Annotated in this window: 8 protein-coding genes; 7 read left to right on the top strand and 1 reads right to left on the bottom strand. The window is 72.5% G+C overall.

Annotation, left to right across the window (positions count from 1 at the left end):
- Positions 1-384 precede the first annotated feature (384 nt).
- The 7 genes from WMF36_RS12510 (at position 385) to WMF36_RS12480 (ending at position 13,658) form a co-directional block, all read left to right on the top strand.
- Positions 385-1,431 (top strand): FHA domain-containing protein, encoded by a 1,047-nt coding sequence (locus WMF36_RS12510; protein ID WP_437579826.1) that lies wholly within the window; start codon positions 385-387, stop codon positions 1,429-1,431.
- A 228-nt stretch (positions 1,432-1,659) separates the two neighbouring features.
- Entirely contained in the window at positions 1,660-3,813 is a 2,154-nt protein-coding gene (locus WMF36_RS12505; RefSeq protein ID WP_437579825.1) for an FHA domain-containing protein, read from the top strand.
- Positions 3,814-3,858: 45 nt separating this feature from the next.
- Positions 3,859-6,111, top strand: a complete 2,253-nt coding sequence (locus WMF36_RS12500; protein ID WP_437579824.1) for a protein phosphatase 2C domain-containing protein — start codon at positions 3,859-3,861, stop codon at positions 6,109-6,111.
- A 129-nt stretch (positions 6,112-6,240) separates the two neighbouring features.
- Complete coding sequence (locus WMF36_RS12495) at positions 6,241-6,375, top strand: hypothetical protein (protein ID WP_437579823.1); 135 nt, start codon at positions 6,241-6,243, stop codon at positions 6,373-6,375.
- A 219-nt stretch (positions 6,376-6,594) separates the two neighbouring features.
- A complete protein-coding gene (locus tag WMF36_RS12490) occupies positions 6,595-9,660 on the top strand; it encodes an FHA domain-containing protein (protein WP_437579822.1) in 3,066 nt (1,021 codons plus the stop codon).
- A gap of 7 nt (positions 9,661-9,667) precedes the next feature.
- Entirely contained in the window at positions 9,668-12,493 is a 2,826-nt protein-coding gene (locus tag WMF36_RS12485) for a TonB-dependent receptor domain-containing protein (RefSeq protein ID WP_437579821.1), read from the top strand.
- Between the two features lies 1 nt (position 12,494).
- Complete coding sequence (locus WMF36_RS12480) at positions 12,495-13,658, top strand: hypothetical protein (RefSeq protein ID WP_437579820.1); 1,164 nt, start codon at positions 12,495-12,497, stop codon at positions 13,656-13,658.
- 39 nt (positions 13,659-13,697) lie between these two features.
- Here WMF36_RS12480 and WMF36_RS12475 read toward each other — a convergent pair whose 3' ends face one another.
- Positions 13,698-14,567 carry a PTS sugar transporter subunit IIA gene (locus tag WMF36_RS12475; RefSeq protein ID WP_437579819.1) on the bottom strand — a complete coding sequence of 290 codons (870 nt, stop codon included), beginning with the start codon at positions 14,565-14,567 and terminating at the stop codon, positions 13,698-13,700.
- Between the last annotated feature and the right edge of the window lie 3 nt (positions 14,568-14,570).

Raw genomic sequence — 14,570 nt, 5'->3', positions numbered from 1 at the left:
GGCCATGGCGCAGCGCTGCAGCCGGCGCGCGCCGAACAGCGCTGCACGCAGGCGTGCGCGAGCCGCATTGTCGGCCACCAGCAAGGATTCCCGCATACTTCTTCTTGATCCTCGGCCGAGCGCCCACGGTATGCTCGCGGCGGCGGCGCCGCGGCGCCGCGAAACCCGAGAAGGATCACCATGCTCTGTCCGCGTTGCGGTGCGCCCGCGACCCCAGCCGATAAATTCTGCGCTGTGTGCGCCTCGCCGCTCGCTCCCTCCGGGCCCGGAGCGTTCGGGGCGCCGCCTCCTCCTCCGCCGTTTCCTGCCCCCGGCTTCGGCTCGCCCCCTGAGCCTCCCCCCAACTTCGGCTCGCCTAGCGGTGGTTTCGGTCCGCCTCCGCCGGTGCCCTTCGGGGCTCCTCCGGGTTCGCCCCCCGGCTTCCCGCCGGCGCCCGAGGGCGGCTCGTCGAGCTTCGGTCCCCCGCCGCCCTTCGGGTCGCAGCCCGGTGGCTACGGCGCTCCCCCGCCACCTCCTCCGCTGCCGCTGAAGCCGCCTCCGTTCCCACCCGAGCCCCCGATCTACGGCGGGCAGGGCGGCAGCGGCGGCTATGGCTCGGCCCCGAGCTTCCCGGAGCAGCAGGGCGGCTATCCCGGCCCCCCGATCCCGCGGCCCGGCTTCGGTCCTCCTCCGCAGCCGCAGGGCGCGCGCTGCGTGCAGGGGCACGCGATCCCGGCGGGCGGCTCGTTCTGCATGGAGGGAGGCCACCCGATCGCCCTCGACGGTATCCACATGAGCGGCGACGCCTTCAATCAGACGACGCACGCGCCCAACCAGCCAGGGCCGTCCGCGCCGCCGCCCGTGCAGCAGGGGGGCGGCATGGGCGGCTACCCAGGGCCGTCCGCGCCGCCGCCCGTGCAGCAGGGGGGCGGCATGGGCGGCTACCCAGGGCCGTCCGCGCCGCCACCCGTGCAGCAGGGGGGCGGCATGGGCGGCTACGGCGAGCCTCCTCCGCCCCAGCAGCACCACATGCCCCAGCCGGCGCCACCGCCTCAGTACATGTCCGCCCCTCCGGCTGTGCACCCGTCCACGCCGGCGCCGCCGAGGGCCATCGGGCAGGACCGACGCGCCCTCGCCGGCTTCCTCGTGAGCTTCCAGGACGACCCGCTCGGCCGGTTCTGGCCGCTCTGGCAAGGCAAGAACGTCGTCGGCCGCGCCGAGACAGGACAGAAGGTCGACATCGAGATAGCCCACGGAACGACCTCCACCCACCACGCGACGATCGAGGTCGACAGCGGCCGGCTCGTCCTCGCCGACCTCGGCTCCACCAACGGGACGTTCCACAACGAGGAGGCGGTCGGCTTCCAGGGCCGACGAGAGCTGCGCGATGGCGACAAGATCCGCTTCGGCGGGTTCAGCGTCATCCTGTTCAACGTGGCCACGCGGGCCTGACGGGCCCATCGCACGAGGAGAGGCGTTGCCGAGCCTGGCCCCCTTCCCCCGCGACGTTCCACCGGCACCTGGCGCCCCGGTCAGGCTGCGTGAAAACCAACCGGATAGCCGCCGCCAGCGCGCGGCGGCCGCCCCGCTCGCGCGGGGAGCGCTCCTCTGCTCCCTCGCGCTCGCTGGAGATCCCCACGCATGACTCCCTCTCATGACGCGACTCGCCCGATCCACTCCATGAGCGCCTCCGCCCGTCGCGGCAGGCGCGGGGGCAACCCCCTCCGCTGCGCTCCGCTGCTCGCGCTCGCGGCCGCTGTCCTCGCGCTCCTCGGCGGACCGCGCCGCGCCGAGGCCGCGCCCGAAGCGCACCTTCTCCGCATCGACCCGCGCGCGAGCACCGCGGACGGGTCGCCCGTGCTCACGACCGTGCTCGAGGTCGTGCAGAGCAAGCGCCTCAGCGACATCACCCGCACCTGCGCCGCGCTCACGGGCGACGCGAACCTCGACTGCGTCTCCGACGCGATCGAGCAGCCGTCGGCGCTCTACTCGTCCTTCGACTTCCCGGACAAGAACGCGATCTTCTCCGTCACGGTCGACGGCACGGACCTGCCGGCGAAGTTCGAGTCGAAGGCCCGGTGGGGCGACAGCGCCGGGCAGCCGGGCGTCGGCACGGCGTGGCTCATCCTGATCGACGCCGCGTCGAGCATGGGCACCCGCTTCGACGAGGCCAAGGCGGTCGCGAGCGCGTTCGTGAACGCGATGCAGCCGAACGACATCGTCGACGTGATGTTCTTCAACGATCGCGGCGTCGTCGAGGACTCGAAGTGGGTGAGCAACAAGCAGACGGCGGCGCAAGCCATCGGCGGCGTCACGCGCACCTACCCGACGCAGGGGCGCACGCGCCCGCTCTTCACGATCATCAAGAACGCCGCGACCGACGCGTTCAAGGAGCTCGGCAACGCCGGCCAGGGGGTCCCGGTGCCCATGCACCAGGCGCTGGTCGTCCTCTCGAACGGCGCCGCCGGCGCCGACCCGAGCTCGACCGCCGCGGCGTCGAACCTGCTCCGGGACTACCTCACCAAGGGGCGGTTCCCCGAGAACAACGACGTCCTGCCGAAGACGCCGGTGCCCGTCATCTCGATCTGGTTCCCGAGCCGGCTCGTCGAGGAGTTCACCGCGAACGCCCGCGAGTTCATGGAGGGGATGGCGAACACCGAGATCGGCGGCTTCTTCAGCGTGGTGCGCGACGGCCAGCAGCGGCGCGCGGCCAACATCGTCAACGCGATCCGCACCCGCTTCAACAAGATGCACATCGTGAAGTGGCGGGTCTCGTGCGTCGCTCCGAGCATCACGCAGACGTTCAAGCTCGCCTTCATCAACACGGATCCGCCGATCGCGGGCGACGCCACGTTCCAGAACGTCCCCGTCGGCATCGATCCCACCGTGTGGCCGCTCGACATCGACCGGGACGCGACCGATCGCGCCGCGAAGAAGTCGCCGATCTACCCCGGCAGCACGATCAAGATCTTCGGTAACTTCTGCTGGGGCGGCAACGCGCAGCGGGCCGAGATCTACATGGTCCCGAAGAACCAGGCCGCGCCGCAGTCGCTGCAGGGCGGGAACATCGAGGACGCGAGGAAGGCCCAGCGGACGCTGATCGACAGCGGGATGCGCGGCAAGGCGGTCTCTGCCGGGGACAGCGTCGTCGAGTTCGAGCTCCCGGACACGGACAAGTTCCTCGTGGGCAAGGGCGACCAGATGACGGCGCGCCTCATCGTCTACGATAACCACGCGCGGCGGACGAGCGCGGTCACGGCCGACAAGATCCTCACGCTGAAGGCGAAGGAGGCGCCGCTGCCGTACCTGCTCATCGCCGGCGTCACCTTCGGCGGCGTCGTCATCGTGCTGCTGCTCGTCTCCATCTTCCGCGGCGGCAGCGGCGGCGGCCGGCGGCGCGGCGCGGCGGCGGCGGCGGCGGCGCCCCCGAGGCCCATCGTGGCGGGCGGCGGGGCGCCTCCGCCCTACGCACCCGCGCCGCCTCCGCCGGGCGACTTCGGCTACGGCGGCGGGCCGATGATGGCGCCTCCCCCGGGCGGCGTCAGCCGGGCGACGCTCTCGGGCGCGGCGGGCATCTTCACCGTGCACCCCGGCGCCGAGGTGCGCGCCGGGCGCGACGGCGCCTCGTGCCTGATCGCGCTCTCGGAGCCGCGCGTGTCCGGCACCCACGCGAGCGTGAAGCTCGAGGCCGGTCAGCTGTTCGTGCGGGACGAGGGCTCCAACAACGGGACCTATGTGCACGGTCAGCGCGTGGCCGCCGGCGTCTGGACGCCCGTGCCGCCCGGTGCCTCGTTGCGGTTCGGCCCCGTCGAGTTCAACGTCCGTTTGGAGTAGCGTGTCCGGGGCCCCCGGCCTCACGCCCCAAGCGACGCCCCCCCCATGATGCCCCCGACCGAGTCCTCCCCGCACCTCAAGATCGAGTTCGCCCAGGCCAGCGATGCGGGTCGGGATCCGAACAAGCAGGTCAACGAGGACGCGTGCGGCTACGCCGAGACCAGGTTCGGTCACCTCTGCGTCCTGTGCGACGGCATGGGCGGGCACTACGGGGGCAGCGAGGCGAGCCGCACCGCCATCCAGACCCTCTTCGAGGTGATCGAGCAGACGCCGGCCGCCATCGATCCGAGGGCGGCGCTCAAGGCCGCGATCGAGGAGGCGGGGCGCCGCGTCTATCAGCTGGGCGGGCCGGCGGAGAACCGCGTCCGCCCGGGCTCGACCGTCGTGGCGATGGTCCTCCACGGTGGCGGCGTCGACGTCGCGCACGTCGGCGACAGCCGCGCGTACGTGATCCGGAGCCAGCAGATCTACCCCCTCACGCGCGACCACTCGATGGTGCAGGGGATGGTCGACGCGGGCATGATCACGGAGGCGCAGGCGATCGGCCACCCCGACGCGAACAAGATCACGCGCGCGCTCGGGATGAAACCGGAGGTGGAGGTCGAGGTTCGACCCGAGCCGATGGAGTTGTATCCGGGCGACGTGCTGATCCAGGCGAGCGACGGCCTCACCGATCTCGTGCTCAGCGGGGACATCCTCGGGTGCACGCGGCAGGCGCTCGCGTCGGGCTCGATCGATCACGCATGCAGGATGCTCGTGCAGCTCGCGAACCACCGCGGCGGTCACGACAACATCACCGTCCAGATGGTCCGGGTGATCGAGACGGGCAGCCGCTCGCTGACGATCGCGCACGGGCCGCCGGGGGCAAGCGGCGACGGCGACGGCGTCGACCAGGCGCGCGCTTCGGGCCCTCAGGAGACCGTCGCGATGACGCGCCCCGAGGGGTCGCCGGGCGTGGCGACCGCTGGAAGCGCGCCTGCTGCAGGCCCGGCGTCCCCCAGCAACGCGACGACCGTAATCCCGACGGGCACCACCGGCGCGCCCGCGCTGCACCCGGCGTCCGCCAGCGACGCGATGACCGTGATCCCGACGGGCACCACCGGCACGCCGGCGCGGCGTCCGGGGTCCACCAGCAGCGCGACCGCCGCGGACCCGACAGCCGCCGACGGCGCGACCGCCCTGGCCTCGATGGCCACCGGTGGCGCGACCGCCGCGGCCGCGACGGCCATCAACGGCGTGCTCGCCGTGACCCCGACGGCCACCGACGTCGTACCCGCTCTGACCCCGACGGCCACCGACAACCCGCCGACCGTGGCGCCAGCACCCGCCCACCGCGCGTCGGCGCTGCGCCCGACAACCGTCGACAGCGCGCCGGCGCTGCGCCCGACCGCCGCCGACCACGTGCCCGCCGTGGCGCCAACGATCGCCCACGGCGCACCGGCGGTGCGCCCGACCGCCGCCGACAGCGCGCCTGCCGTGAGTCCGACAGCGATGGATTCCGTCCACCCGCTGCCCACGACCGTGCCGGGAGGCCCTGCGCCGATGCCTCACACGTTCGCGCCCGATGCGCGCGCCGTGCTGTCTCCCCTTCCGCTGAGCGCTCCCGCGGCACCCGCACCCTCTCCGATGGCCCATGGCGCGCCGCCTCACCCGGGAGCCTTCGGCGCCCCGCCTCACCCGGGCGCCGCCTACGCCGCGCAGCCTCCGCCGGGAGCCTTCGGCGCCCCGCCTCACCCGGGCGCCGTCCTGGGCCCGCCTGGCGCCGTCTACGGCGCACAGCCTCACCCGGGAGCCTTCGGCGCCCCGCCTCACCCGGGCGCCCCGCCTCATCCCGGTGCCGTCTACGGCGCACAGCCTCACCCGGGAGCCTTCGGCGCCCCGCCTCACCCGGGCGCCCCGCCTCATCCCGGCGCCGTCTACGGCGCACAGCCTCACCCGGGAGCCTTCGGCGCCCCGCCTCACCCGGGCGCCGCCTTCGGCCCACCGCCCCACCCGATCGACCAGGACGCTCCTCCCGCTTCGGTGGCCTTCTCGGGGCACCACGCAGCGGCGCCGGGCGGTCCCCCTGCCGCCGCCGCCCCGTACCTCGCCCCTGCCCCGCCGCACGCACCTGGAGTTGCCGCGACCGGACCGCGCGCCCTTCCAGCGCCGAGCTTCTCCGGGCCCGTGTCCACGGCATCGGGCGTCCCGAGCACCGTGCGCGCCTCGCGCGGCGTCTACATCGCCCTCATCGCCTCGATCTCGGTCGTGATCCTCGCGCTGGTCGCCCTCCTGCTCTGGAAGCTCGCCGCCGGCTGAGCGCGACGGCGCGACGACGTCCCCACGCACCAACATGAACGGATGACCGCCGCGCGACGACCTCGGCCGCGGAATGCAATTGAAGAAGGACCAGATTCCGGATTAGCCTAGCTCTCCGGAGGTTCCTCCATGCCTGGAGATCAAGAGCTCGAGTACGGACACGACATGGATGGCGCGCCCACGGAGATGGAAGACGAGCCCCAGTCGACCCGTATGCCCTCCCTCGAGGAGGTCCGCGCCGGCTTCATGCTCCTCGACCTGTGATGCGCTGAGCCGCCCGGCTCCCGGCCGTCACGACGCTCCGCTCTGAAGCTCTCTTCGCGCCCAGCAGGCGAACGCTTAGCGTCGCGCGTCGCGCGTCACGCGTCACCCGACACGCGCTCCCTCCCGCCCACGGCCGCGAGCAGCACCGCGCCGTCGCAGCGAGCACCACGCGCCTCTTTCCTTGCTCTCCCCAACCGCCTGTGGTGAAACGCGGCCCGCATGATCCCGGGGCTAGGTAAACAAAGCATCACGATCGGCAGCGCCCCCACCTGCGATGTGGTGCTCGTCGCTCCCGGCGTCCTGCCCGAGCACGCGCGCATCATCAATCAGGGTGGTGGCAAGCTGCTCTTCGCCTGCGGTCAAGGGCCTGCATCGGCGAACGGGCGGCCCCTCGCGCCGGGAGAGCAGCTCCCGTTCGACTTCCGCACCCAGTTCGTCGTCGCGCAGACGCCGGTGCCGCTCAACCACCCGGCCATCACGCTGATGATGGCGTCGCCCGGGTCGCTCGCGCCCGCGCCCGGACAGGTCGTGATCGGGCGCGACCCCACGCGCGCCTCCCTCGTGCTCCAGCACCCGAGCGTCTCGAGCCAGCACGCCACCGTCACGCTCGATCGCATGATGGTCATCGACCACAACTCGACGAGCGGCACCTACGTCGGCGCGCAGCGCATCGCTCCCGGCGCGCCGACGCCGATCGATCCGCAGGGCGCCGTCGCCTTCGGGCCCGTCCCGGTCCAGGTCAGCCTGCTCGTCCAGCTCGCCCAGGCGGCCCGGCAGTCGGCGCTGCCCGTCGCGCAGGGCGCCATGGCCGGCACGAGCGCCCTGCCGCCGCAGCCCTCCGGCGGCTACACGCCGTCGCAGCAGCCGATCGCCGGAAGCTACGCGCCGCCGCCGCAGCCCGCCGGCGGCTACGCGCCGCCGCCCGCGCAGGCGGCGTCGTCCTTGCCCGCCGCCGGCGCGCCCGGGCGGAAGAACAAGACGGTCCTCGGCCAGCTCGATTTCTCCGGCGGCGGGTCGAACGTCAAGCGGATCGGCCGCACGCCCGACAACGACATCGTGCTCGCCCACCCGCAGGTGTCGAGCCACCACGCCCTCCTGCACTCGATCAACGGGCAGCTCTACGTCGAGGATTGCGGCAGCGCCAACGGGACGTACGTCCGCGGCAACCGCATCGCGCCCGGCCAGAAGATCGCCGTACAGAGCGGCGAGAAGATCTACATCGGGCCCATGCCCCTCCAGATCGAGATGGGGGGCGCAGGCGCGGTCGAGGTCATCCAGGAAGCGTACTCCGCCGATCGCTGGGCTGGGCGCCCGCTCTACGAGATCGAGGCGTGGAGCCTCGCCCTCCAGGTCCCCGACAGGGACAACCCCCAGGAGCAGAAGACGCTCCTCGACAACGTGTCGTTCAAGGCGCTGCCGGGCGACATGATCGCGCTCATGGGGCCGTCAGGCGCCGGCAAGACGACGCTCCTGCTCACCCTGAACGGCTACCTGCCGCCGACGAGCGGCGTCGTCCGCATCAACGGCGAGGACCTCTACAACATCTACGACACGCTCCGCGGCTCCATCGGCTACGTGCCGCAGGACGACCTCGTCCACCCGGAGCTCACCGTCTTCGAGGCGGTCCGCTACAGCGCGAAGTTCCGCCTCCCGCCCGACTACACCGAGGCCGAGATCGACGCGCGCGTCGAGCAGACCATCACGGATCTCGGCCTGGAGGGCGTCAAGAACCTCCAGATCGGCAAGCCCGAGAACAAGATCCTCTCGGGCGGGCAACGCAAGCGCGTCAACATCGCGCTCGAGCTCGTCACCGACCCGGTCATCCTCTTCCTCGACGAGCCGACCTCGGGCCTCGCCGCCGACGACACGACCGCGCTGATCACCCTGCTGCACGACCTCACGAAGGCCACCGGCAAGACGATCATCATGACGATCCACCAGCCGGCGAAGGACGAGTTCGAGAAGTTCAGCCACACACTCATCCTCGGCTACGGCGGCATCCCGATGTTCTTCGGGCCGACCCAGCCCGACGCGTACCGCTTCTTCGGCAGCTGGAAGGAGCGGCACGGCCAGCCCAACGACGTCGACAACCCGCGCGACATGTTCGAGATGCTCGCCTTCCGCGAGCGGCCCATCTTCGACCAGCTCCGCGCGCGGGACCCGAACGCGTCGCGCGGCGAGGCCAGGCGGCTCGCGGCCATCGAGTGGCGCAAGGAGTTCTTCAGCGACGCCAACCCGACGTACCGGCGGATGTACTCCGGCCGGCGGGAGATCGGCACCGGGCAGGGGCAGCGCGGCATCCCGGCCGGCCGCGCCACGACCAAGGGGCAGCTCGGCCTGCTCCTGTCGCGCTACTTCAAGGTGAAGAAGCGCGACCTCGGCGGCACCCTGATCATGCTCCTCCAGGCCCCGATCATCGGCATCCTCCTCGCGATCGTCTTCGGCGGGCAGGAGAAGGCGATCCCGGCGTGGTGCCTCGGCGCCCTCCAGGAGCTCGGCCGCCGCGCGGGCGGCGCGGATCAGAGCACCGACGTCATCAAGGGCATGGAGGTCACCACCGACCACACCGCGGCGATCTTCTTCCTCGTCGTCGCCGCGGTCTGGTTCGGGACCTCGAACGCGGCGCGCGAGATCGTCAGCGAGCGGGCCATCTACCTCCGCGAGCGCATGGTCAACCTGGGGCTCGTCAACTACGTGCTCTCCAAGTACCTGCTGCTCGCCGGGTTCTGCCTCGTCCAGTGCACCGTCCTGCTCGCGATCGTGTTCTTCACCCTCGGCTTCCACGGCGGAATGCAGGCGTTCGCCATGCAGCTCGCCGCGCTGACCGCCACCTCGCTCAGCGCCGTCGCGATGGGGCTCCTCCTCTCCACGGTGGTCGCCTCGTCCGAGGCGGCCATGGCGCTCACGCCGATCGCGCTCATCCCCCAGGTCGTCCTCGGCGGGCTCATGGTGCCGATGACGACCGTGCCGCACCTCCGGCCGCTCATGTACATCATCCCGGCGCGCTGGGGCTTCGAGGGCGCGATCGCGCCCGAGCGCCTCGCGACCGCGGAGTCCCCGGCCTGGGTCATCGATCTGCACCGCACCGACTCGAGCGCCGCGGACTTCATCGAGGGCGGCAAGTTCAAGTGCGCCATCGCGCAGATGGCCGCCGACAACTACGCGGGCGCGTGGGGCTTCACCACGTACGATCAGACCTGGATGCCCTATGCGGTGCTCTCCGGGATGACCCTCGTCCTCCTCGTCACGCTCTGCGTGGTGCTCAAGCGGCGCGACCCGGTGTGACCTCGTGATGACGCAGGAGCCCGCCTCCGCCCTCACCGATGTCGTCCCCCTCCCGCACCCGCGAGGCCACCGCGGGCCGGGCGCCGCGGCGCTCCTCTCGCTCGTGCTCGCCGCGCTCTCGCCCTCCGCGGCGCGCGCGCAGCAGCAGGAGCAAGGCCAGCAGCGTCAGGGGGAGCCGCAGGCGCCCGCGGGCCCGACGAGCGTGCCCCGGGGCCAAGGCGGCGCGATCGTCACGCCCCCTGCCCCCACGGCCGCGCCGGCGGGCCGAGCGACGCCGCCGCGGGCGCTCAACTACACGCCCCCGGCGTACCCGCCGGAGGCCGAGAAGCAGGGGCTCGAAGGGTCGGTGACCCTGCAGCTCGACATCGATCGCAACGGGCGCGTGAAGCAGGCGGTCGTCGTCGAGAGCGCGGGGCACGGGTTCGACGAGTCGGCGGTGGCCGCGGCCCAGAAGCTCGAGTTCGAGCCGGCCCGCCGCGCCGACGGCACCCCCGCCGCGGCGCGCATCCTGTACCGCTACTCGTTCACCCTGAAGACGGCCGCGCCGCCGCCCGCCGCCGGCGAGCCGGCGAGGCCCGCCGAGAACCTCCGCGGCACCGTGCTCGCCAGCGGCGGCGATGTCCCGCTCGCCGGCGCCACCGTCTCGGTCGCGCGCGTCGCCGGCGCGCGCGCCGCCGGCGACGCCGCGGCGCCGGAGCTCACGACCGACGAGGGCGGCGCCTTCGTCTTCGCCGATCTGCCGCCGGGGCGCTACCAGGTCACCGTCGCCGCGCCCGGCTTCGAGCCGCTCTCCGTCGAGGAGGAGATCGCCGCGGGCGAGCAGATCGAGGTGAAGTACCGGCTCCTGCCCCGCGGCGAGGGCCTCGAGGTCACGGTCCGCGGCGACAGGCCGCCGCGCGAGGTCACGAAGCGCACGCTCGAGCAGCGCGAGATCAACCGCATCCCCGGCACGAACGGCGACGCGCTGCGCTCGCTCCAGAACCTGCCCGGCGTGGCGCGCCCGCCCACCCTCGCCGGCCTGCTGATCGTGCGCGGCTCCGGCCCGCAGGACACGCAGACCTTCGTCGACGGCACGCAGGTGCCGCTCATCTACCACTTCGGCGGCCTCTCCTCGGTCGTGCCGACCGAGATGCTGGAGAAGATCGACTTCTACCCCGGCAACTTCAGCGCCAAGTACGGCCGCGTGCAGGGCGGCATCGTCGACGTCGCCCTGCGCTCGCCCAACGAGGACGGCAAGCTCCACGGCCTCGCGCAGATGGACCTCATCGACGCGCGCGTCCTGCTCGAGGGGCCCGTGCCCTTCCTCGAGAACACGCGCTTCATGGTGGCGGGCCGGCGGAGCTACATCGGCGAGTCGTTCGGCCCGGTGCTCGAGGCCGCGGGCGCGGGGGTGACGCAGGCGCCCGTCTACTACGACTACCAGGTCCTCCTCGAGACCGAGCCGACGCCCTCGTCGCGCCTCCGCCTCACGTTCTTCGGCTCGGACGACGCCCTCGAGGTGCTCCTCAGCGACCCGGCGCCCAACGAGCCGGCCCTCTCGGGCAACGTCGGGCTGCACACCGCGTTTCAGCGCCTGCAGCTCCGCTACGATCACGAGCTCACCGACCGGGACCGGCTCGACGCCGTGCTCGCGGTCGCGCGCGACGACGCCGATTTCGGGATCGGGCCGATCTACTTCCAGCTCGATCTCAAGACGCTCTCCGGCCGCCTCGAGTACGTGCGGCGGCTGTCCAAGGGCGCGGTCTTCAACGCGGGGCTCGACGTCTACGCCGGCCTCTACGCGGTGAACTTCCGCGCCCCCGCGCCGAGCCGCCCCGGCGAGCCGCCGAATCAGCCGTTCTCGACGCGCCCCCTCCAGGAGGTCTCGCGCGACGGCGGCTTCTTCTACCCCGCGGCCTACGCCGAGCTCGAGCTCGCCCCGAGCCCCCGGGCGAAGATCGTCCCGGGGCTGCGCCTCGACTACCAGGACCTGAACGAGCGGGCCACCGTGAGCCCGCGCGTGAACGGGCGCTTCGACGTGGTCCAGGGGTTCCCGCGGACGACGGTGAAGGGCGGCGTCGGGGTGTTCCACCAGCCGCCGCAGTTCCAGGAGGTGATCCCGCCGCTCGGCAACCCTGGCCTGAAGTCGACCCGGGCGCTGCACTACGCGGCCGGCGTCGAGCAGGACATCACCCGGAACATCGAGGCGTCGGCCGAGGGGTTCTACAAGCAGCTCGACGAGCTCATCGTCGGCGTGAATCGACCCGGGTCGATCCAGCTCGACTACCAGAACGTCGGGTCCGGCAGGGTCATCGGGGGCGAATTCCTGCTCAAGTACAAGCCCGACAATCGCTTCTTCGGCTGGGCCGCCTACACGCTGTCGCGCAGCACGCGGGTGCCCGGGATCGGCGAGGCGGAGCGGCCCGTCCCGTTCGATCAGACCCACATCCTGACGGTGCTCGGCAGCTACCGCCTGGGCGACGGCTGGGAGTTCGGCGCGCGGTTCCGCCTGGTCTCCGGCAACCTGGCCACCCCCAACGTGTGCAACGTCAACGAGCAGAGCTGCGACCCGTACCGCACGAACGCGCTCTTCTACGCGCCCACCGGGACCTATACGCCGATCCCGTTCTCCGGCCCGAGCAGCGAGCGGCTCCCGCCGTTCCACCAGCTGGATCTGCGCCTCGACAAGTCGTGGAAGTTCAAGAGCTGGCAGCTCTCGGCCTACCTCGACGTGCAGAACGTCTACAACAACGCGAACAGCGAGGCGATTCAGTACAACTATAATTATACCGCCCGCCAGTACGTCACAGGGCTGCCCGTCTTGCCGAGCTTCGGGCTGCGAGGAGAGTTCTGAGATGCGATCGACGCGAGCGATGGGCGGCGCGGTGAGGCGCGCCGGCGCGGGTCGCGGGTGGCGGCGCGCGGTGCTCGGGACGCTCGCGCTGGGCGCGCTCACCGCGCCGGCGATCGCCTCCGGGTGCGTCGCGGGCTTCGACCCGCCGAGCCTCGTGAACGGGCTCCGCGTGTTCGCCGTGGTCGCCGACGTCGAGACCCAAGAAGGAGAGCCGGAGAGCTCTTCGTACGCCTCCCCCGGAGCTCAGGTCACCTTCAGGATCCATTACCAGGATGGGCTCGGCGGCCCCGAGGAAGGGTCGCGGCCGGTCTCGGTGTACTGGTTCGGCGGGTGCAAGAACCCGAACGGGGACGACTACTACGGCTGCTATCCGGAGTTCGCCGAGCTCGCCGCGAAGCTCGAGGAGTGGGAGGAGGCGCGGAAGGACGACCCGACGATCCCGATGCCCGATCTCAACGGCGTGCGTCCCGGCTTCGGCGACACGTACACGATCACGATCTCGGACGACATCCTCGAAGGCCGCGAGGCGCCCGCCACGGGGGGCCCGCGGTCCGGGAGCGCCTACGTCTTCTTCGTCGCCTGCACCGGGGAGCTCAAGGTCGTGGAAGACCAGGGCACCGGGCGCGCCGGGACCTTCCCCGTCGCCTGCTTCGACCGCGGGCGCCGCCTCGGCCCGGACAGCTTCGTGGCCGGCTACACGCAGATCTACAGCTTCGAGGACAACCGCGCGAACGCGAACCCGAAGATGCTGGGGCTCACCCTCGATGGCGAGCCCATGCCGGAGGACTTCGCCGAGATCCCCAACGTCGATCGCTGCCCCATCGGCCGAGAGGAGCGGCGCGAGGCGGGGTGCAGCGCGGAGGATCCGTTCACCGCGTGCCACGCCTACGAGCTCGACGCGATCATCCCCCCCAACGTGGCGGAGGACGATCCCGACGCGAAGCAGCAGGACCTGAAGGAGATCGTCTGGGTCGACTACTTCACCGATCTGGGCGACCTCGACCGGGGCATCAAGCTCGTGAGCGACGCGGCCAAGGGGGACCTCGGCGACCACGCCGTGAAGTGGATCCCGCCGGCGGAGCCGGGCATCGCCACGCTCACCGCGGTCCTGCGCGACGCGCGCGGCGGCTCGTCGGTCGTGCAGCGCCTCGTCCGCGTGAAGTGACGGCGGCCGGCGGGCGCGCCGCCGAGGGGACCGCCTCCGTCATCCGCAGCCGGCCTCGAGCTGCGCGAGCTGATCGATGAGCTGCTCGGCGTCGCGCGCGGCGCACAGCACTTCGGCGGCGTTGTGGCCGGCGAGCCTGGCGACCTGAGCGAGCAGCTCCAGGTGCGCGCGGCCGCCCTCGCCGCAGAGGAGGACGACGAGCAGCCGGAGCGGGGCGCCGCCCGGCGTGGGCACCGCGAGCGGCTCGGCCAGCGTGGCGAGCACGGCCGCGGTGCGCACGCCGGGGATAATCGCGTGCGGCACCGCGACCCCGTTGCCGAGCGCGGTGGGCGACTCGCGCTCGCGCCGCAGGATCTCCTGGGCGAGCGCGCTCGCGGCCAGCGCGCCGCCGGGGGGCGCGAGCCGGGACGCCGCGACGTCGATGACGTCCTCGATGTGCACGCACGAGAGGTGCAGCACGATGCGCTCGGGCGTGAGCAGCCCGCTGAGGCGCCGCGCGGGCGCCACGCCGAACGGCGCGCTCACCGCGAACTCGGCGTCGATGAACGCCTTGACCCGCGCGAGCTGCGGGCCGCTGACGTTGCGGCGCGCGAGCTCGACGAAGAGCGCGTTCGCCGCCGGGACGCGCTCGAGGTAGCGCGAGACGAGCGGCTCGACCTGGTGGCCGAGCTCGAGGAGCACCGCCGGGGGCAGCTCCAGCGCGCCCGCGATCGCCGTGAGCCGGTCGGGCGTGGGGATGGCGTCGTGCCCGTGCTCGACGCGGCTCAGGTACGCGCTGGAGACGCCGATGCGGTGCGCGAGCGCGCGCAGGCTGAGGCCCGCCTCGACGCGGAGGAGCCGCAGCGCGGCCCCGAACTCGGCGAGCACGCGCGCCCGCGCGGCGCTGTCAGCGTCGGAGATCGCTGGCATGGG

It is taken from the genome of Sorangium sp. So ce887 (genome assembly GCF_051521455.1).
Lineage (GTDB): Bacteria > Myxococcota_A > Polyangia > Polyangiales > Polyangiaceae > Sorangium.
This window is presented reverse-complemented; position numbering and strand designations above follow the sequence as displayed.